Source organism: Streptomyces sp. ADI95-16, assembly GCF_003721495.1.
Classification (GTDB): domain Bacteria; phylum Actinomycetota; class Actinomycetes; order Streptomycetales; family Streptomycetaceae; genus Streptomyces; species Streptomyces goshikiensis.
This window is the reverse complement of the sequence record NZ_CP033581.1, coordinates 3,051,550-3,071,518: the sequence shown is the minus strand read 5'-3', so window position 1 is coordinate 3,071,518 and position 19,969 is coordinate 3,051,550. Positions and strand designations below refer to the sequence as shown.

Genomic DNA, 19,969 nt, shown 5'->3' with positions numbered 1-19,969 from the left:
GGTGCGCGAAGGGCTCCGGAGCTTGCGCTCCGAGCGAACAGTTCGGGAAGCGGGATGGCGTTGTCCGACCTGCGCGTTAGGGTCCATGAATACGAGGGCACGGGAGTATCCGAAGCCGGTGGACATCGTCCGCACGGTTGGTCCGCGCCCCAGAACGAGACGCTGAGACGGCATGTGGCCGTCGGAGACGAGCAGGTGGATACGTGACGAATCTGAAGCCTTACGCCGCGGGTGAGCCGTCCATCGGTGGCGGCCTCGGCGACCATGTCTACAACCGGCTGCTCGGCGAGCGGATCATCTTCCTCGGCCAGCAGGTCGACGACGACATCGCGAACAAGATCACCGCGCAGCTCCTGCTCCTGGCCGCCGAGCCGGAGAAGGACATCTACCTGTACATCAACAGCCCCGGTGGTTCGGTGACGGCGGGCATGGCGGTCTACGACACCATGCAGTACATCCCGAACGACGTCGTCACCATCGGCATGGGCATGGCCGCCTCGATGGGCCAGTTCCTGCTCACCGGTGGCGCCAAGGGCAAGCGCTTCGCCCTGCCGAACACCGACATCCTGATGCACCAGGGTTCCGCGGGTATCGGCGGTACCGCCTCGGACATCAAGATCCAGGCCCAGTACCTGCTGCGCACCAAGCAGCGCATGGCCGAGATCACCGCGTTCCACTCGGGCCAGACCGTCGAGGCGATCATCCGCGACGGTGACCGCGACCGCTGGTTCACCTCCGAGGAGGCCAAGGACTACGGCCTCATCGACGAGATCATCTCGGCCGCGTCCAACGTTCCGGGCGGCGGCGGCACCGGGGCCTGATCCCCGGACCCACCGTCAGTACCCCGCAGCCGACAGCCCGCAGAACGCCACCAGGATGGTGAACACCCAGATGCACATGAACAACCTCTCTCCCGCGAGCGGCCTCTACACGGGCCCTCAGGTGGACAACCGCTACGTGATTCCGCGCTTCGTCGAGCGCACCTCGCAGGGCGTGCGCGAGTACGACCCGTACGCGAAGCTCTTCGAGGAGCGCATCATCTTCCTCGGCGTGCAGATCGACGACGCCTCCGCCAACGACGTCATGGCGCAGCTGCTGTGCCTGGAGTCGATGGACCCGGACCGCGACATCTCGATCTACATCAACAGCCCCGGCGGCTCGTTCACCGCGCTGACGGCGATCTACGACACGATGCAGTTCGTGAAGCCGGACATCTCGACGGTCTGCATGGGCCAGGCGGCCTCCGCCGCCGCCGTCCTGCTCGCCGCCGGCACCCCCGGCAAGCGTCTCGCCCTGCCGAACGCCCGCGTGCTGATCCACCAGCCGTCCGGCGGCACCGGCCGTGAGCAGCTCTCCGACCTGGAGATCGCGGCCAACGAGATCCTGCGCATGCGCGACCAGCTGGAGAACATGCTGGCCAAGCACTCGACGACGCCGATCGAGAAGATCCGCGACGACATCGAGCGCGACAAGATCCTCACTGCCGAGGACGCGCTCGCGTACGGCCTGGTCGACCAGGTCGTGTCCACCCGAAAGATGAACGCGGCCTGATCCTTGCCGCCAGTTGACGTGGGTCCGTCGCCGGATTCGGCGATGTGAACCACGTCAAGGGGGCCCCGCACGGGGCCCCCGGCAAGGTACCGTCGGATATGAGGCACCAGGAGTCGCTGAACCAGGCGGCTCCCAGGCGAAGGGGAAGCACCTCGTGGCACGCATCGGTGACGGCGGCGACCTGCTCAAGTGCTCGTTCTGCGGAAAGAGCCAGAAGCAGGTGAAGAAGCTCATCGCAGGACCCGGTGTGTACATCTGCGACGAGTGCATCGACCTCTGCAACGAGATCATCGAGGAGGAGCTCGCCGAGACCTCCGAGGTCCGGTGGGAGGAACTCCCCAAGCCTCGTGAGATCTACGAGTTCCTGGAGAGCTACGTCGTCGGCCAGGAGCCGGCGAAGAAGGCGCTCTCGGTAGCGGTGTACAACCACTACAAGCGGGTCCAGGCCGGCGAGAACGGCGGCGCGCAGGGCCGGGACGACGCGATCGAGCTCGCGAAGTCCAACATCCTGCTGCTGGGTCCGACGGGCTCCGGCAAGACCCTGCTGGCGCAGACGCTCGCCCGCATGCTCAACGTCCCGTTCGCCATCGCCGACGCGACGGCGCTGACGGAGGCGGGGTACGTCGGCGAGGACGTCGAGAACATCCTGCTGAAGCTGATCCAGGCCGCTGACTACGACGTCAAGAAGGCCGAGACCGGCATCATCTACATCGACGAGATCGACAAGGTCGCCCGCAAGAGCGAGAACCCGTCGATCACGCGCGACGTCAGCGGCGAGGGCGTGCAGCAGGCCCTGCTGAAGATCCTGGAAGGCACGACGGCCTCGGTCCCCCCGCAGGGCGGACGCAAGCACCCGCACCAGGAGTTCATCCAGATCGACACGACGAACGTGCTCTTCATCGTGGGCGGCGCCTTCGCCGGCCTGGAGAAGATCATCGAGTCGCGCGCGGGCGCCAAGGGGATCGGCTTCGCGGCGACGATCCGCTCCAAGCGCGAGATCGAGGCGAGCAACCAGTTCCAGGAGGTCATGCCGGAGGACCTGGTGAAGTTCGGGATGATCCCCGAGTTCATCGGCCGTCTCCCCGTCATCACCTCGGTGCACAACCTGGACCGCGAGGCCCTGCTCCAGATCCTGATCGAGCCGCGCAACGCGCTGGTGAAGCAGTACCAGCGCCTCTTCGAACTCGACGGCGTCGAGCTGGACTTCGAGCGCGAGGCCCTCGAAGCGATCGCGGACCAGGCGATCCTCCGCCAGACGGGCGCGCGCGGTCTGCGCGCCATCATGGAAGAGGTCCTGATGTCGGTGATGTACGAGGTCCCGTCCCGCAAGGACGTGGCCCGCGTGGTCATCACCGCGGACGTGGTCCGCTCCAACGTCAACCCGACGCTGGTCCCCCGCATCGTCCCGAAGGACCAGGGCCCGCAGGAGAAGTCGGCGTAGCCGCCGGGCAGTACGCGAAAGGGGCGCCCCGGACGGGGCGCCCCTTTCGCGTGTCCTGCGTGCCGCTACTTCTTGACGCGGGCGGTGTTGTAGACCTTCGCGGTGAGGTCCGCGGTCTGCTCCAGCGTGTAGCCCTTGCCGCCGCTGAGGATGGCGGAGAGGTCGACGGCGGAGATCACGCTCAGGGTGCTGTAGTCACCCCAGATGCAGACCGGCAGGGTCATGGGCTTCGACAGCGGGTTCGGGCTCGCGCCCGACTTCTGCTTCGGCGTGAACTTGATCTCCTGGCACTTCATCACGGCGCCCTTGAAGCCGGTCGGCGTCATCGCCTTGGGGCTGCCGATCAGTTCGGCCGTCCCCTCGCTGCCGTCCTTCATCGTGTTGGCCTTGGCCTGGGCGAAGTAGGCGTCGACCGCCTTCTCCGGGTCCGCGATCTCGCCGTACACACCCTGGAAGTTGAGCCCCTTGGCGGACAGCGGGTTCGCCGGGTCGCCGGACTGGTAGCCCTGCGTCACCTGGGTGGGGTTCTTGACGCCGGCAGCCTCCGCTTCCTTGCGGTCCGTCTCGGAGAAGTCCTTCGGCTTGGACTTGGGGTCCTTCTTGAAGTCGTTGACCGTCTCCGGCGCGACCAGCTTGTAGCCCTTGGTGTCGGCAGCGACGCTGCCCCCCGCGCCGCCGCCCTTGGTGAAGTACCAGCCGGCGCCCGCGACCACGGCCACCGCCACGACGACCCCGATGACGACGCCGGCCTTCGACTTCTTCGGGGGCTGCTGGCCCGGCATGCCGTACGGGGGCTGCTGCTGTTGCTGCGGGAAGCCGTAGCCCGGCTGCGGGGGCTGCTGGGGGTAGCCCGGCTGGGGAGGCTGCTGGGGGTAGCCCTGTGGAGGCTGCTGCGGGTAGCCGTAGCCGGGCTGCGGCGCCTGCGGCGGCTGCCCGTACGGTCCGGGCTGGCCTCCGTACGGCCCCGGCTGCTGCGGCTGCTGGCCTCCGTACGGTCCCGGCTGGTTGTAGCTCATGCCCGCGTCCCCCTTCAGGAATCCTTATGCGTTTCAGACATCCTGACTGAAGCCGGAGCGGGAGAGGCCGCCGGGCCCCCTGATTACCGGTTTCATGACTGGACTGTTACGGCCCTAAACTGTGCTCCGTGACCGAGAACGCGCAGACACCCAGTGCCCCCAACTCCGAACTGCCGACCCAGTACGCGCCGGCCGAGGTAGAGGGGAAGCTCTACGAGCGCTGGGTGGAGCGTGGGTACTTCACGGCCGATCCCGCGAGCGAGAAGCCTCCGTACACCATCGTCATCCCGCCGCCGAACGTCACCGGCTCGCTCCACCTGGGCCACGCCTTCCAGCACACGCTCATGGACGCACTGACCCGCCGCAAGCGCATGCAGGGTTACGAGGCCCTGTGGCTGCCCGGCATGGACCACGCCGGCATCGCCACTCAGAACAAGGTCGAGCAGCAGCTCGCCGAGGAGGGTAAGTCCCGCCACGACCTGGGCCGCGAGGAGTTCGTCGAGCGCGTCTGGCAGTGGAAGGAAGAGTACGGCGGCAAGATCCTCGGTCAGATGCGCCGCCTCGGCGACGGCGTCGACTGGTCGCGCGAGCGCTTCACCATGGACGAGGGCCTGTCCAAGGCCGTCCAGACGATCTTCAAGAAGCTCTACGACGACGAGCTGATCTACCGCGCCGAGCGCATCATCAACTGGTGCCCCCGCTGCCTGACGGCCATCTCCGACATCGAGGTGGAGTACCAGGAGGACGCGGGCGAGCTCGTCTCGATCAAGTACGGCGAGGGCGAGGACACCCTGGTCGTCGCCACGACCCGCGCCGAGACGATGCTCGGTGACACGGCCATCGCCGTCCACCCGGACGACGAGCGCTACAAGCACCTGGTCGGCAAGCTCATCAAGCTTCCGCTCACCGACCGCTCCATCCCGGTCGTCGCCGACACCCACGTCGACCCGGAGTTCGGCACCGGCTGCGTCAAGGTGACGCCCGCCCACGACCCGAACGACTTCGCCATCGGGCAGCGCCACGGCCTGCCCAACATGACGATCATGGACGAGCACGGCGTCATCACCGTCCACGGCCCCTTCCTCGGCCTGGACCGCTTCGAGGCCCGTTCCGCGGTCGTCGGAGCCCTGCGCGAGCAGGGCCGGATCGTCGCCGAGAAGCGTCCGTACCTGCACTCCGTCGGACACTGCTCGCGCTGCCGCACCACCGTCGAGCCCCGTCTGTCCCTCCAGTGGTGGGTCAAGGTCGAGACCCTCGCCAAGGCCGCCGGTGACGCGGTCCGCGACGGCCGCGTCGCGATCCACCCCCAGGAGATGGAGAAGCGCTACTTCGACTGGGTCGACAACCTCAACGACTGGTGCATCTCGCGCCAGCTGTGGTGGGGCCACCGCATCCCGGTCTGGTACGGCCCGGACGGCGAGGTCGTCTGCGTGGGACCGGACGACGAGGCGCCCACGGGCGAGGGATGGACCCAGGACACGGACGTCCTCGACACCTGGTTCTCCTCCGGACTGTGGCCGTTCTCCACCCTCGGCTGGCCGCAGAAGACTCCGGACCTGGCGAAGTTCTACTCCACCGACGTCCTCGTCACCGGCCACGACATCATCTTCTTCTGGGTCGCCCGGATGATGATGTTCGGCCTCTACGCCATGGACGGCGAGGTCCCCTTCAAGACGATCGCGCTGACCGGCCTGGTGCGCGACGAGCGCGGCAAGAAGATGTCGAAGTCCTTCGGCAACGTCGTGGACCCGCTGGACTGGATGGACAAGTACGGCTCCGACGCCGTCCGCTTCACCCTGGCCAAGGGCGCCAACCCCGGCACCGACGTGCCGATCGGCGAGGACTGGGTCCAGGCTTCGCGCAACTTCGCCAACAAGATCTGGAACGCCACGCGCTTCGCGCTGATGAACGGCGCCACCGTCGAGGGCCCGCTGCCGGCCCCCGAGGAGATGTCGGCGACCGACCGCTGGATCCTGTCGCGGCTCAACAAGACCGTCGCGCAGGTGGACTCGTACTACGAGGACTTCCAGTTCTCGAAGCTCAGCGAGGCCCTCTACCACTTCGCGTGGGACGAGGTCTTCGACTGGTACGTCGAGCTGTCGAAGACCACGTTCTTCGCCGGCGGCGAGGGCGCCAAGGTCTCCGGCCGGGTCCTCGGCGAGGTCCTGGACACCACGCTGCGCCTGCTGCACCCGGTGGTCCCGTTCGTCACCGAGACCCTGTGGACCACCCTCACCGGTGGTGAGTCCCTCGTGGTCGCCGAGTGGCCCAAGGACTCCGGCTTCCGCGACGACGCCGCCGAGGCCGAGATCGAGAACCTCCAGGCCGTCGTCACCGAGGTCCGCCGGTTCCGGGCCGACCAGGGTCTGCAGCCGGGGCAGAAGGTTCCGGCCCGTCTGGACCTCGCCGGTACGTCGCTGGCCGCGCACGAGGCCGCGATCCGGCAGCTGCTGCGCCTCCAGCCGGAGGGCGACTCCTTCAGCGCCACCGCGACCCTCCCGGTCGCCGGGGCCACGGTCGGGCTGGACCTGTCGGGCACGATCGACGTGGCCGCGGAGCGCAAGCGCCTCTCCAAGGACCTGGCGGCCGCCGAGAAGGAGAAGCAGCAGGCCGAGGCGAAGCTGGCGAACGAGGCGTTCATCGCCAAGGCGCCCGACAACGTCGTGGACAAGATCAAGGGCCGGCTGGCCAAGGCCGAGGCGGACATCGCCCGCCTGACGGCCCAGCTGGACGCGCTGCCCGCCGCCTAGCGCGTAGCGCCCCGTACGCCGTCGGCCCCCGAGCGAACCGCTCGGGGGCCGACGGCTTTCCACGGCGGCCGGCCCCGTACCCGCGAGGCAAGCGGAGTGCGGTATGTCACTTTTTATCCGTCCGCCGGCCCGGGCGCTCACGGGGGCCGAGCACGGATGATGGAGGGCATGCACGTCAAGCCCGCCGCCTCGGCGCTCCACCGTGTCTCGGCGGCCGGCCGCCGCCTCGGTGAGAGCTGGTCCGGGTCGCCACGGGCGCTTGACGTCCTCACGGCACTGAGCTGCCTCGCACTGATGGCGCTGGACCTGCCCGGCCTCGCCGCCGCCGACAACTCCCTGGGCGGTCCGAGCGCCGCCGCCGTACTCGCCGTGGGCTGTACGAGCCTGCTCGCGCGGCGCCGGAGGCCGTGGATCGCGTACGCCGTGTCCCTGCTCTTCATCGGGTGGCTGCACGAGCTGACGCTGATCCAGTTCGCCCTGTACTCGGTCGGCCGCTTCCGGGGGCGCCGGGCAGGCGTCCTCGCCACCGTCGGTTACGTGGCCTTCGCGCTCGCCATGTTCAGCGTGCCGGGCTGGCCCGAGCCCGCGGGCGCGAGCCTCAGCTCCTTCCTCAGCCTGGTCGTGCCGATCGGGGTGCTCGCCTCCGCCGTCGGCATCGCCGCGTACCGGCACGACCTGGTGCGCGAACTCGACGTCCGGCGTGCCGAGTCCGCCGTGCTCCAGGCCGTCCAGCAGGAGCGCACCTCGGTCGCGCGGGACGTCCACGACTTCGTCGGGCGGGAGCTGACCCTGCTCACGGTGCGCTCCGAGGTGCTGTCGGTGCGCTCGCGGGAGACGGTGCACGCGAAGGACTTCGAGGAGCTCGCCGACACCGCGCGGCGGGCGCACCTGGTGCTGAACGAGATCATCGTGCAGCGCGGGGAGCGGACCTCGACCCCGGGCGTGGACGGGCTGGCGGCGCTCGCGGAGGAGAGCGGACGGGCCGGATCGCCGGTCCGGCTGGTGATGGCCCCCGAGGCGCGCGGGCTGTCGCCGCTGCGGCAGGCGGCGGTCTACCGGGTGGTTCAGGAGTGCCTGACCAATGCGGCCAAGCACGCCCACGGGGAGACCATCGAGGTGTCCATCGCCGCGGACGGACCCCGGCTGCGGATCACCGTCAGCAACGGCCTCGCCGCCCGCGTCCCGGGCCGGGTCCCGGGCCGCGCCCCCGTCTCGGCCGGCTCGGGCACGGCGAGCATGGCCGAACGCGTCCGCAGTCTGGGCGGCACCCTGACGGCTACGCGCACGAAGGACTCGTACTCCGTGGTGGCGGTGCTGCCGCGCGGCTAGGAGGCGTCTCCCGGCCCCGGCGCGGTTCCCCGCCCGCTAGGCCTTCGCCGGCGCCAGCAGGCTGCCGAGGGTGTCCAGGTCCTCCACGCACCGGCCCGAGCCCAACGCCACGCAGTCCAGCGGGGAGTCCGCCACGAAGACCGGGATGCGCGTCGCCGAGGCCATCCGCAGGTCCAGGCCCGGGAGCAGCGCGCCGCCGCCCGTCAGGACGATGCCGTGTTCCATCACGTCGCCGGACAGCTCCGGCGGGCACTCCTCCAGCGTGGCGCGCACCGCCGCGATGATCGCCTCGACCTGCTCGTCGAGCGCGGCCCGGACGTCCGCCGTGGTCAGCTGGAGCGTCTTCGGCATGCCGCCGACCCGCTCGCGGCCGCGCACGGTGAACGTCCGCGTCTCCAGCTCCGGCCGGTCCGGCACCGGCCAGGCCGAGCCGATGCCGATCTTGACGTCCTCGGCGGTGCGCTCGCCGATGAGCAGGCCGTGTTCCTTGCGCACGTAGTCCGTGATCGCGGCGTCCAACCGGTCCCCGCCGACCCGCAGGGAGCGCGAGGTGACGATGCCGCCCAGCGAGATGACGGCGACCTCGGAGGTGCCGCCGCCGATGTCCACGACCATGGAGCCGCGCGGCTCGGCCACCGGCAGTCCGGCGCCGATCGCGGCCGCCATCGGCTCCTCGATCAGGTGCACGCTCCTCGCCCCGGCCCGGGTGGAGGCGTGGACGATGGCCCGCCGCTCCACCGGGGTCACTCCGGACGGCACGCAGATCACCATCCGGGTGCGGGTCCGCCGTCCCGGGACGGCCTTGCGCACGAAGTGCCGGATCATCTCCTCGGCGGCCTCGTAGTCACAGATCACCCCGTCCTTGAGCGGGCGGATCGCGGTGATGGAGCCGGGGGTGCGGCCGATGGTCTCCTTGGCCTCGGCGCCCACGGCCAGCGCCGTGGTGGTTCCCGCCCTGACGGCCACCACGGACGGCTCGTTGAGGACGATCCCGTGGCCCCGGGCGTAGACGAGGGTGTTGGCGGTCCCCAGGTCGATGCCTATGTCGCGGCTGGAAGCCGCCTTGTCGGGCCGTGTCTTTTCCCTGCGCGCCTGCGCCATTTGTTCCCCAATCTCCTGCCCGCAAGGCTTGCATAACGATCTGGTCGACCTCTCCGCCGAAGGTCCCGAAACGCCCGGGCCGAAAGTCCCGCCGGGCTTCGTCCGTAGACTGGCCCTGTGAGTGAGCAGCAGCCCGAGAGCAACGGCCCCGACGACCTCGGCGAGAGCCCCGACGCGTTCGACCGGATCGTGGCGGAAGAATCCGACCGAGACCCCGACCTGGCGGTGATCGAGGCCGGCAGTCGCACCCTGCGCGCACACGGCGGAGCCCCGCAGACCGACCAGGTGCCCGCCCGCCCCGCCAACCCGGAGGTGGACAAGGCCCTGCGCGAGGTGGAGGAGGAGCTCGCCTCCCGCTGGGGCGAGACCAAGCTGGAGCCTTCCGTCTCCCGCATCGCCGCCCTGATGGACGTACTGGGGGAGCCGCAGCGCGCGTACCCCTCCATCCACATCACCGGCACCAACGGCAAGACCAGCACCGCCCGCATGATCGAGGCGTTGCTGAACGCCTTCGAGCTGCGCACCGGCCGCTACACCAGCCCGCACGTGCAGTCGGTCACCGAGCGGATCAGCCTGGACGGGGCGCCGATCAGCGCCGAGCGGTTCGTCGAGACCTATCACGACGTCAAGCCGTACGTGGAGATGGTCGACGCCGCCGAGGAGTACCGGCTGTCCTTCTTCGAGGTCCTCACCGGGATGGCGTACGCGGCCTTCGCGGACGCCCCGGTCGACGTGGCCGTCGTCGAGGTCGGCATGGGCGGATCCTGGGACGCGACCAACGTGATCGACGGGACGGTCGCGGTGATCACCCCGATCAGCCTGGACCACACGGACCGGCTCGGCTCCACGCCCGGCGAGATCGCCCAGGAGAAGGGCGGCGTCATCAAGCAGGACGCCACCGTGATCCTGGCGCAGCAGCCGGTGGACGCGGCGCAGGTGCTGCTGAAGAAGGCCGTCGAGGTCGACGCGACCGTGGCCCGCGAGGGCATGGAGTTCGGCGTGGTCTCCCGCGAGGTGGCGGTCGGCGGGCAGATGCTGACCCTGCGCGGCGTCGGCGGCGAGTACGACGGGATCTTCCTGCCGATGTACGGCGCCCACATGGCGCGCAACGCGGCCGTGGCCCTGGCGGCCGTCGAGGCCTTCTTCGGCATCGGCGGGCAGCAGGCCCGGGTCCTGGACGCGGACACCGTACGGCGGGCCTTCGCCTCGGCGACCTCGCCGGGCCGCATGGAGGTCGTCCGGCGCAGCCCCACCGTGGTGCTGGACGCCGCGCACAACCCGGCCGGGGCGCAGGTCACGGCGGAGGCGGTGACCGAGGCGTTCGGGTTCAGCCGGCTGATCGGGGTCGTGGGCGCGAGCGACGGCAAGGACGTCAAGGGCGTCTTCGAGGCGTTCGAGCCGATCCTCGCGGAGGTCGTCGTCACCGAGAACACCAGCCACCGGGCGATGAGCGCGGACGAGCTGGCCGCTATCGCGGTCGAGGTCTTCGGCCCGGACCGGGTCCAGGTGGAGCCGCGGCTGGACGACGCCCTGGAGGCGGCGATCACCCTGGCGGAGGAAGAGGCCGAGTACGGAGGGGCCGGGGTCCTGGTGACCGGCTCCGTGATCACGGTGGGCGAGGCCCGCCTGCTGCTGAAGAGGGGCTGAGGGATGCGCACGCTGTGTGCTTCGACGCTGATCGGCGAGTTCTTCGTGATCGGCTTCGCGGGGCTGGTCGCGATGAAGGACCCGGACCTGACCCAGGCGACCGTCTGGACGGTGTGCGGGATCGCCATGCTGCTGTCGGTGCTGCTGTGCGGGATGCTGTCGCGGCCGGGAGCGGTGCAGATCGGCTGGGCGCTCCAGATCGGGCTGATCCTCAGCGGGCTGGTCGTTCCGATGATGTTCGTCCTGGGCGCGGTCTTCGCGGGCCTGTGGTGGTGCTCGGTGCACTACGGCCGCCGCATCGACACGATCAAGGCCCGCTGGGCGGCGCAGAGCGAGGCGCAGGCCCCGGCCGAGGCCCGGCAGGCCTGAGGCGGGGCGGTACGGGGCGCTCCCGCCGGCGCGCGGGCTGCGGACGGTGGCGCCCCGGGGCCCCTGTAGATTCGTGGGACCGCACCCGTTTGCCGCAAGGAGCCGAAACATGACCCAGCGCACCCTCGTCATCCTCAAGCCGGACGCCGTCCGTCGCGGCCTGATCGGCGAGATCATCGGCCGGATCGAGCGCAAGGCCGGCTGGAGCGTTCCCGCGATGGAGCTGCGTACGCTGGACCAGGAGACCCTGGAGACCCACTACGGCGAGCACAAGGGCAAGCCCTTCTACGAGCCCCTCATGGGCTTCATGGCGAGCGGTCCGGTCGTGGTCCTGGTCGTCGAAGGGGAACGCGTGATCGAGGGTGTCCGCCAGCTGGCCGGTCCCACCGATCCGATCGCCGCGGCGCCCGGCTCCATCCGGGGTGACTTCGGTTCCATCACCCGGGAGAACCTGATCCACGCCTCGGATTCCGAGGAGTCCGCCGAGCGCGAGCTGAAGCTGTTCTTCCCCGTCCTCGGATGAGTCCTTCCTGACGAGACATCAGCCGAATAGCGCTCATGACCTGGGGCGACCGAAGTAATTTCGGTCGCCCTTCGGTATTCGAGGCCGCTTGCGGGAACGCATCGACAGGGCACGACGTCACCACTATGGGGGCGGGTATCCATTCCGGCGGGATTGCCGGAGTCCCGTCGCGCGCCGGCAGCACATGCGGCACTACGATGGGGCCTCCACCCACACACCCACCTCGCCGACCTGACAGCAGCCGCTATCAACTGGAAGGCCAGACGCTCCTCATGGGGAACAAGGGGAACAAAATGTCGTTCATCGGCCGTGACATGGCGATCGACCTCGGGACCGCCAACACGCTGGTGTACGTGAGGGGCCGGGGGATCGTCCTGAACGAGCCGTCCGTGGTCGCCATCAACACGAACACCGGTGGCATCCTGGCGGTCGGCTCGGAGGCGAAGAAGATGATCGGGCGCACGCCCGGCAACATCGTCGCCGTACGGCCCCTCAAGGACGGCGTGATCGCCGACTTCGAGATCACCGAGCGCATGCTCCGGTACTTCATCCTCAAGATCCACAAGCGCCGCTACCTGGCCCGCCCGCGCGTCGTGGTCTGCGTACCCTCCGGCATCACCGGAGTCGAGCGACGCGCCGTGATCGAGGCGTCCACGCAGGCCGGCGCCCGCCAGGTGCACATCATCGAAGAGCCCATGGCCGCCGCCATCGGCTCGGGCCTGCCCGTCCACGAGGCCACCGGCAACATGGTCGTGGACATCGGCGGCGGCACCACCGAGGTCGCCGTCATCTCCCTCGGCGGAATCGTCACGGCGCAGTCCATCCGGGTCGCCGGCGACGAGCTGGACAACGCGATCATCCAGCACATCAAGAAGGAGTACTCGCTCCTCCTCGGCGAGCGCACCGCCGAGCAGATCAAGATCACGATCGGGTCGGCGTACGACCTCGACAAGGACGAGCACACCGAGATCCGCGGCCGCGACCTGGTCTCCGGGCTGCCCAAGACGGTCGTCATCTCGGCCGCCGAGGTGCGCAAGGCCATCGAGGAGCCGGTCAACGCCATCGTCGACGCGGTCAAGACCACCCTCGACAAGTGCCCGCCGGAGCTCTCCGGCGACATCATGGACCGCGGCATCGTCCTCACCGGCGGCGGCGCCCTGCTGCGCGGCCTGGACGAGCGGCTGCGCCGCGAGACCGGCATGCCGATCCACATCGCCGAGGATCCCCTCGACTCCGTGGCCCTCGGCTCCGGCAAGTGCGTGGAGGAGTTCGAGGCGCTCCAGCAGGTTCTGGACGCCCAGCCCCGGCGGTGATAGACCCCCCGTTCGGGGGGCATGCGGAACACAAGGATCCGCCGTACGGGTGCTACCGGGCCCGTGCGGCGGATCGTTGATATACAGGCACAGTCCGGTGGGGATCACGGCTCCACGGCCCACCGGAGCGGCTTCGCCGCACGGGTATCTACGAGGAAGGCACGGCCGCCGCACGTGAGGGACACACGAGAAAGCCGGCTGCTCCTGGTTCTTCTGATCGCCATCGCGTTCGCGCTGATCACGGTGGACATCAGAACGGGCGAGGATTCTCCGGTCGACGGTGCCCGGCAGGCCGCCGCGGCGGTCTTCGGCCCGGTCGAGGAGGGCGTCGCGACCGCGGTCGACCCGGTCGCCAACGCCATAGGGGCGGTACGGGACTCCGGTGAGCGCCACAACCGCATCGCCACGCTGACCCGCGAGAACGCGGCCCTGAAGGCCAAGCTCGGCAGCGAGGACCAGACCCGCAGCCGGATCCACGAGCTCGACGAGATGCTCAAGCGCGCCGGAGCCGGCCAGTACGGCATCAAGGGCGCCGAGGTCATCGCCATAGGAGCGGCTCAGGGCTTCTCCTGGACCGTGACCATCGACGCCGGCAGCAAGGACGGCATCGAGCGCGACATGACCGTCCTCAACGGCGACGGGCTCGTCGGCCGCGTCGCCACCGTCGGCCCGGACACCGCCACCGTGGTCCTCGCCAACGACCCCGACTTCACCGTCGGCACCCGCCTGGAGAAGACCGGCGAGCTGGGCTTCGCCACCGGCCAGGGCGACCGCGCCCTGTCCGTCCAGATGCTCAACGGCAAGGCGAAGATCAACCCCGGCGACCGGCTCCTCACCTTCGGGTCGCGCGGCAACAAGCCCTTCGTCCCCGGTGTCCCCATCGGCGAGGTGGTCAAGGTCGACCCCTCGCGCGGCGACCTGACCCGCACCGTCTGGGTCCGCCCGTTCGTCGGGTTCTCCCGCCTCGACATCGTCGGCGTCGTGGTCATGCCCCCGCGCGAGGACCCGCGCGACGCCGTGCTGCCCCCCAAGCCCGCACCGCCCAAGCCGACCCCGACGGTCACCGTCACGGTCACCCCGTCCGCGAGCGCGCCCGCCAAGCCGGCCGACGAGTAGGAGCTGACCGCCATGCGCTTCAACCGGATCCTGCTCTCGGCCACGCTGGTCGTGGTCGCCCTCGTCATCCAGGTCTCCGTCCTGGGCCGGCTGCAACTGCCCGGCGCCGTACCCGACCTGGTGCTGCTGACCGTCGTCGCCCTCGCTCTGGTGTACGGGCACGTCAGCGGCGCCCTCATCGGCTTCGGCGCCGGTCTCCTCGCGGACCTGGCCCCGCCCGCCGACCACGCCGCCGGGCGCTACGCGCTCGTCCTGTGCCTCATCGGCTACCTCGTCGGCCTGGCCCGCCCCGACAGCGGGCGGTTCCGCTCCGCCTGGGGCCCGATGCTGACCGTCGTCGCCGCCGCGATCGGCTCCACCCTGCTGTACGCGGGGGTCGGCGCCCTCGTCGGCGACACCGCCGCCCGGCACGTGGGCCTGACCGGGCTGCTGTTCACGGCGACCCTGTACGACCTGCTGCTCGCCCCGTTCACGGTGCCGTTCATCATGGCCCTGGCGCGCCGAGCCGAGAACGACCCGATGGCCGTCGAGGCCAACGGCGGAGCACCGCAGGGCAAGGACGTGGCCTCCGGCTGGCTGGCCGGCGGCACCGGGCTGCGGATCGGCAGCCAGCGCGGCGGCCTGCGGATGCGTACCGCGCGCGGCCGGGCCAACCGGGCCGTACGCATAAAGGGTGTGAAGGGCGTCAAGAGTGTCAAGGGCGTCAAAGGCATCAAAGGCGTGAAGAGCGTCAAGAAGCCGTGACGGGGGAGCAGGCGTGACCAACATTCCGGAGACCGGCCGCACCCCTCGGGTGCAGATCCGGCTCGTCATCATCCAGGTGCTCGTCTTCTCGCTGCTGTTCACCCTCGGGGGGCGGCTCTGGTACCTCCAGATCCGCAACGGCGCGGAGTACTCCGACGAGGCCAAGAACAACCACGTCCAGCAGGTCGTCCAGCCCGCCGTGCGCGGCTCGATCCTGGACGCGCGCGGCGTGCCGCTCGCCGACAACGAGACCCGCCTGGTCGTCTCCGCCAGCCGCACCGAGCTGATGAAGATAAAGGACAAGGGCAAAGGCGTCCTGACCCGGCTCGCCGGGGTGCTCGACATGAAGCCGCAGGACGTCATGGACAAGGTCCGGCTCTGCGACTCCAAGACCCCCCAGCCCTGCTGGAACGGCTCCCCGTACCAGCCCATCCCGGTCACCGACGAGGCGACCACCCAGCAGGCGCTGCAGATCCGCGAGCGCCCCGAGGACTTCCCCGGCATCACCGCCGAGCCCACCGCCGTACGCCGCTACCCGGCCCCCGGCGGCGCCAACACCGGCCAGGTGCTCGGCTACCTCTCGCCGGTCACCGACGACGAGATCGTCAAGGCCAAGAACACCAACTCGCCGTTCCTGCGCTCCGACCAGGTGGGCCGCTTCGGACTGGAGCGCACCTACGACAAGGCGCTGCGCGGCAAGTCCGGTGTCACCCGCTACGAGGTGGACAACCTCGGCCGGGTCATCGGCGAGGCCGCGAACGACCCGGCGGTCCCCGGCGCGAACCTCGTGACCAGCATCGACGCCCGCGTCCAGGGCGTCGCCGAGTTCGAGCTGAACGCGGCCATGGTCGAGGCCCGCAAGCAGATCGACCGCAACACCGGGGTCCCCTACAAGGCCGACGCCGGCGCCATCGTGGTGCTGGAGTCCAAGACCGGCCGCGTCGTCGCGATGGCCTCCAACCCGACGTACGACCCGAACGTCTGGGTCGGCGGGATCTCCGGCAAGGACTACGCCAAGCTCACCGCCAAGTCCTCCAACGTCCCGCTGATGAACCGGGCGATCCAGGGCCAGGCGGCCCCGGGCTCGATCTTCAAGGTCATCCCCACCACGGCCGCCGTCAACGCCGGGTACAAGTTCGACGGCAACTACCCCTGCCCCAGCTCGTACTCCATCGGCGGCCAGGTCTTCAAGAACTTCGAGTCCCAGGGCCACGGCTCCATCACCCTGGGCCAGGCCCTGGAGGTGTCCTGCGACACCGTCTTCTACGCCCTCGCCCACCAGCAGTGGCAGAAGGACGGCGCCCTGAAGCCGGTGAAGAACCCGGCGGACATCTTCTACAAGACGGCCCACCAGTTCGGCCTCGGCGCCGAGACCGGCGTGGACCTGCCGGGCGAGGAGAAGGGCCGCGTCCCGGACCGCCAGTGGAAGCAGCGGTTCTGGGAAGCCAACAAGGACCAGTGGTGCAAGACCGGCAAGAAGGGCGGCACCTACATCGAGCTGCTGTCCTACGAGAACTGCCTCGAAGGCAACCTCATGCGCGCCGGTGACTCCGTCAACTACTCCATCGGCCAGGGCGACACGCTCGTCACCCCGATCCAGATGGCCACCATCTACGCGGCCATCTCCAACGGCGGCACCATGTGGAACCCGACCATCGGCAAGGCCGTCATCAGCGCCGACGGCAAGAACGTCGAGGAGATCAAGCCGCAGGCCCACGGCAAGCTGCCGATGACCACGAAGACCCGCGACCAGATCGACGAGGCGCTCGAAGGCGTCGCCACCCGCGGTACCGCCGCCTGGCGCTTCGGCGGCTGGCCGCAGAAGCAGATCCCGATGCACGCCAAGACCGGTACCGCCGAGGTCTACGGCAAGCAGACGACCTCCTGGTTCGCCACGTACACCGAGGACTACACGATCGTGATGACGATCTCCCAGGGTGGTACCGGCTCCGGTGCCTCCGGTCCGGCCGTGCGCAACGTCTACAACGCCATCTACGGCCTCGACATGGCCGGCAAGCAGGACCCGAAGAAGGCCCTGCTGCTCAAGCCCGAGGCGAAGCTGCCCACCATCCAGCCCGACGGCTCCATCGACTCGCCCGAGGTCAAGCCGTACGTGCCCCCGTCCCCGGAGGACTCGGCGCCGCCCGCGCTCGCCGGACCGCCCGCCCCGCCCAGCGCGCGGCAGGACTGAGGCCCCGATGCAGACCGCCAACAAGTTCTCCGTCTCCCGGTACGCGCCCCAGCGCGGGCCGGTGGCCAAGCTGACCTCGCGCGACTCGGTGCTGCGCCGGCTCGACTGGCCGATACTGCTGTCCGCGCTCGCGCTGTCCTTCATCGGCTCGATGCTGGTGTGGTCGGCGACCCGCAACCGGACCAGCCTCAACCAGGGCGACCCGTACTACTTCCTGCTGCGGCACGCCCTGAACACCGGCATCGGCCTGGTGCTGATGATCGGCACGGTCTGGCTCGGCCACCGCACGCTGCGCGGCGCCGTGCCGGTCCTCTACGGGCTCTCGCTGTTGCTGATCCTCGCCGTGCTCACCCCGCTCGGCGCGACCATCAACGGCGCCCACGCCTGGATCGTCATCGGCGGCGGCTTCTCGCTCCAGCCCTCCGAGTTCGTGAAGATCACGATCATCCTGGGCATGGCGATGCTGCTGGCGGCCCGGGTCGACGCCGGTGACCTGTCCCATCCCGACCACCGGACCGTGGTCAAGGCGCTCTGCCTGGCGGCCGCCCCGATGGGCATCGTCATGCTGATGCCCGACCTCGGCTCGGTCATGGTCATGGTGATCATCGTGCTCGGCGTGCTGCTGGCCTCCGGCGCCTCCAACCGCTGGGTGCTCGGGCTGCTCGGTTCGGGCGCCACCGGCGCCATCCTGATCTGGCAGCTCGGCGTCCTCGACGAGTACCAGATCAACCGCTTCGCGGCCTTCGCCAACCCCGAGCTCGACCCCGCGGGCGTCGGCTACAACACCAACCAGGCGCGCATCGCGATCGGCTCCGGCGGTCTCACCGGCTCCGGGCTGTTCAAGGGCTCGCAGACCACCGGCCAGTTCGTCCCCGAGCAGCAGACCGACTTCGTCTTCACCGTGGCGGGGGAGGAGCTGGGCTTCCTCGGGGCCGGGCTGATCCTCGTCCTGCTCGGCGTGGTGCTGTGGCGGGCCTGCCTGATCGCCCGGGAGACCACCGAGCTCTACGGAACGATCGTGGCGGCCGGGATCATCGCCTGGTTCGCCTTCCAGGCCTTCGAGAACATCGGGATGACCCTCGGGATCATGCCGGTGGCGGGGCTGCCCCTGCCGTTCGTGTCCTACGGAGGATCGTCGATGTTCGCCGTCTGGGTGGCGGTCGGACTGTTGCAGTCGATCAGGGTGCAACGTCCGATGTCGGCCTAGTCGTGGCCGATCCGCCGCCTAAACGCCCCCGATTCCCCGTTCACCCCGCCGTCGTGATCCGGGGAGGACTAAATTCGGTTCATGGCGGACACCAAGCGCGAGATCGAGCGGAAATTCGAGTTCTCCGAGAAGGCGTCGAAAGCCACCCGGCGGGCGCTGCCGGACCTGACCGGCACGGCCGCCGTCGCGGCCGTCCGTGACGAGGGCACCGTCGACCTCGACGCCGTCTACTACGACACCCCCGACCAGCGGCTCGCCGCCGACGGCCTGACCCTGCGGCGCAGGACCGGCGGCGGCGACGCCGGCTGGCACCTCAAGATCCCCGTCTCACCCGGAGTCCGCGACGAGATCGCGGCGCCGCTCGGCGACACGGTGCCCCCCGCCCTCGCCGCCCTGCTCCGCTCCCGGGTCCGCGGCGGCGCCCTGGAGCCCCAGGTCCGGCTGCGCTCCTCGCGCCGGGTCAGCCACCTCCTCGACGCCGACGGGGCCCTGCTCGCCGAACTGTCCACCGACACCGTCCGGGCCGAGCGCGGCGAGGCCACCACCGGCTGGACCGAGGTCGAGGTGGAACTCGCCGACGACGTCGACCCGGCGCTGCTCGACGCCGTCGAGAAGAAGTTCCGCAAGGCCGGACTCCGCGTCAGCGACGCCCCTTCGAAGCTGGCCCGCGCCCTCACCGAGACCGGCGCCGCGCCGCCCGCCCGGCCCGGGACCGGTCCCGCCGACGGGGCGGCGGGCGCGTACGTCCTCTCGTACCTGCGCGAACAGCTCGACGCCGTGATCGCGCACGACCCCGCCGTACGCCGGAACCTGCCCGACTCCGTCCACCAGCTGCGCGTGGCCACCCGGCGGATGCGCAGCGCCTTCAAGACCTACGGCAAGGTGCTGGACCGGGAGGTCACCGACCCCCTCGGCGACGAGCTGCGCTGGCTCGCAGCCGAACTCGGCGTCGACCGCGACCAGGAGGTCCTGCTCGACCGGCTCCAGACCCGGCTCGGCGAACTCCCGCGCACCCTGCTGCTCGGCCCGGTCCGCGGCCGGCTCCGGGTGTGGAACAACGCCCGCCGCTCCGGCTCCCGGCGGCGCGCCCTCGCCGCCCTGGACAGCAAGCGGTACGTGGCCCTCCTGGACGCCCTCGACGCCCTGCTCGCCGACCCGCCGCTGCTGGAGGGCGCCGACGAGCCCGCCGACAGCGTCCTGCCCAAGGCCGTGCTGCACGACCACCGGCGGCTCGCGAAGCGGATCGCCACCGCCCTGGACCTGGAACCGGGCCACGAGCGCGACCTGGCCCTGCACGAGGCCCGCAAGGCCGCCAAACGCTCCCGCTACGCGGCTGAAGCGGCCGTACCGGCCCTCGGCAAGCCCGCGAAACGCCTGGCCGAGGCCGTGAAGAAGGTGCAGACGCTGCTCGGCGACCACCAGGACAGCGTCGTCGCCCGCGAGGCCCTGCTCGGCCTCGGCGTCCAGGCCACCGCGGCGGGGGAGTCCGCCTTCACCTGGGGTGTCGTCCACGCCCGCGAGGAGTCCCTGGCCGAGCGGCGCGAACAGGAACTCACCGACGTCTGGGCGGCGGCCCGCGACCCCGAGCTGCGGGCGGCCCCGCGCGGCTGACCGGTGATCGACGCGGCGGGTGCCGCCCGGGCAGCGGGGTACGCTTGAGAGCTGCCCCCT

At 70.1% G+C, this 19,969-nt stretch carries 16 protein-coding genes; 14 read left to right on the top strand and 2 right to left on the bottom strand.

From position 1 onward, the window contains the following. Positions 1-203: 203 nt before the first annotated feature. From EES41_RS13435 to clpX, 3 genes are all read left to right on the top strand, one after another. A complete protein-coding gene (locus EES41_RS13435; protein WP_030026957.1) occupies positions 204-821 on the top strand; it encodes an ATP-dependent Clp protease proteolytic subunit in 618 nt (205 codons plus the stop codon). A 55-nt stretch (positions 822-876) separates the two neighbouring features. After that, positions 877-1,551, top strand: a complete 675-nt coding sequence (locus EES41_RS13430) for an ATP-dependent Clp protease proteolytic subunit (RefSeq protein WP_123078325.1) — start codon at positions 877-879, stop codon at positions 1,549-1,551. A gap of 154 nt (positions 1,552-1,705) precedes the next feature. Then, positions 1,706-2,992, top strand: a complete 1,287-nt coding sequence (gene clpX, locus EES41_RS13425; RefSeq protein ID WP_008738998.1) for an ATP-dependent Clp protease ATP-binding subunit ClpX — start codon at positions 1,706-1,708, stop codon at positions 2,990-2,992. 65 nt (positions 2,993-3,057) lie between these two features. On the opposite strand, the gene EES41_RS13420 is transcribed toward clpX, so the two are convergent. Beyond that, positions 3,058-4,008 (bottom strand): hypothetical protein, encoded by a 951-nt coding sequence (locus EES41_RS13420; RefSeq protein ID WP_123078323.1) that lies wholly within the window; start codon positions 4,006-4,008, stop codon positions 3,058-3,060. Between the two features lie 128 nt (positions 4,009-4,136). Here EES41_RS13420 and EES41_RS13415 point away from each other — a divergent pair, with 128 nt between their 5' ends. Next, entirely contained in the window at positions 4,137-6,758 is a 2,622-nt protein-coding gene (locus EES41_RS13415; RefSeq protein WP_123078321.1) for a valine--tRNA ligase, read from the top strand. A 168-nt stretch (positions 6,759-6,926) separates the two neighbouring features. After that, entirely contained in the window at positions 6,927-8,087 is a 1,161-nt protein-coding gene (locus tag EES41_RS13410; RefSeq protein WP_123082430.1) for a sensor histidine kinase, read from the top strand. A gap of 36 nt (positions 8,088-8,123) precedes the next feature. On the opposite strand, the gene EES41_RS13405 is transcribed toward EES41_RS13410, so the two are convergent. Continuing rightward, a complete protein-coding gene (locus EES41_RS13405; RefSeq protein WP_123078319.1) occupies positions 8,124-9,188 on the bottom strand; it encodes a rod shape-determining protein in 1,065 nt (354 codons plus the stop codon). Between the two features lie 117 nt (positions 9,189-9,305). Between EES41_RS13405 and EES41_RS13400 the strand changes: the two genes are divergently transcribed. The 9 genes from EES41_RS13400 to EES41_RS13360 all read left to right on the top strand — a co-directional run bounded on the left by EES41_RS13400 (position 9,306) and on the right by EES41_RS13360 (position 19,909). Beyond that, the gene (locus tag EES41_RS13400) at positions 9,306-10,835 is read left to right on the top strand and encodes a folylpolyglutamate synthase/dihydrofolate synthase family protein (protein ID WP_123078317.1); all 1,530 of its coding nucleotides are present in this window, start codon (positions 9,306-9,308) and stop codon (positions 10,833-10,835) included. A 3-nt stretch (positions 10,836-10,838) separates the two neighbouring features. Continuing rightward, entirely contained in the window at positions 10,839-11,204 is a 366-nt protein-coding gene (locus tag EES41_RS13395; protein ID WP_123078315.1) for a DUF4233 domain-containing protein, read from the top strand. 109 nt (positions 11,205-11,313) lie between these two features. Then, a complete protein-coding gene (gene ndk, locus EES41_RS13390; protein WP_123078313.1) occupies positions 11,314-11,727 on the top strand; it encodes a nucleoside-diphosphate kinase in 414 nt (137 codons plus the stop codon). A 293-nt stretch (positions 11,728-12,020) separates the two neighbouring features. Beyond that, a complete protein-coding gene (locus EES41_RS13385; RefSeq protein WP_008738981.1) occupies positions 12,021-13,040 on the top strand; it encodes a rod shape-determining protein in 1,020 nt (339 codons plus the stop codon). 174 nt (positions 13,041-13,214) lie between these two features. Next, positions 13,215-14,156, top strand: a complete 942-nt coding sequence (gene mreC / locus EES41_RS13380) for a rod shape-determining protein MreC (RefSeq protein WP_123078311.1) — start codon at positions 13,215-13,217, stop codon at positions 14,154-14,156. Positions 14,157-14,168: 12 nt separating this feature from the next. Then, positions 14,169-14,900, top strand: coding sequence for a rod shape-determining protein MreD (gene mreD, locus EES41_RS13375; RefSeq protein ID WP_008738977.1), 732 nt, complete (start codon positions 14,169-14,171; stop codon positions 14,898-14,900). A gap of 13 nt (positions 14,901-14,913) precedes the next feature. After that, positions 14,914-17,091 (top strand): penicillin-binding protein 2, encoded by a 2,178-nt coding sequence (mrdA, locus tag EES41_RS13370; RefSeq protein WP_123078309.1) that lies wholly within the window; start codon positions 14,914-14,916, stop codon positions 17,089-17,091. Positions 17,092-17,098: 7 nt separating this feature from the next. Further along, positions 17,099-18,298 (top strand): rod shape-determining protein RodA, encoded by a 1,200-nt coding sequence (gene rodA, locus EES41_RS13365; RefSeq protein ID WP_123078307.1) that lies wholly within the window; start codon positions 17,099-17,101, stop codon positions 18,296-18,298. A gap of 81 nt (positions 18,299-18,379) precedes the next feature. Next, the gene (locus EES41_RS13360) at positions 18,380-19,909 is read left to right on the top strand and encodes a CYTH and CHAD domain-containing protein (protein ID WP_123078305.1); all 1,530 of its coding nucleotides are present in this window, start codon (positions 18,380-18,382) and stop codon (positions 19,907-19,909) included. Positions 19,910-19,969: the final 60 nt, after the last annotated feature.

Bases quoted from the DNA above. Each gene is read 5' to 3' on its own strand.
- EES41_RS13430 (WP_123078325.1), top strand. From the start codon at position 877: ATGGTGAACACCCAGATGCACATGAACAACCTCTCTCCCGCGAGCGGC.
- EES41_RS13420 (WP_123078323.1), bottom strand. From the start codon at position 4,008: ATGAGCTACAACCAGCCGGGACCGTACGGAGGCCAGCAGCCGCAGCAG.
- EES41_RS13410 (WP_123082430.1), top strand. From the start codon at position 6,927: ATGCACGTCAAGCCCGCCGCCTCGGCGCTCCACCGTGTCTCGGCGGCC.
- EES41_RS13405 (WP_123078319.1), bottom strand. From the start codon at position 9,188: ATGGCGCAGGCGCGCAGGGAAAAGACACGGCCCGACAAGGCGGCTTCC.
- EES41_RS13395 (WP_123078315.1), top strand. From the start codon at position 10,839: ATGCGCACGCTGTGTGCTTCGACGCTGATCGGCGAGTTCTTCGTGATC.
- ndk (WP_123078313.1), top strand. From the start codon at position 11,314: ATGACCCAGCGCACCCTCGTCATCCTCAAGCCGGACGCCGTCCGTCGC.
- EES41_RS13385 (WP_008738981.1), top strand. From the start codon at position 12,021: ATGTCGTTCATCGGCCGTGACATGGCGATCGACCTCGGGACCGCCAAC.
- mreD (WP_008738977.1), top strand. From the start codon at position 14,169: ATGCGCTTCAACCGGATCCTGCTCTCGGCCACGCTGGTCGTGGTCGCC.
- rodA (WP_123078307.1), top strand. From the start codon at position 17,099: ATGCAGACCGCCAACAAGTTCTCCGTCTCCCGGTACGCGCCCCAGCGC.
- EES41_RS13360 (WP_123078305.1), top strand. From the start codon at position 18,380: ATGGCGGACACCAAGCGCGAGATCGAGCGGAAATTCGAGTTCTCCGAG.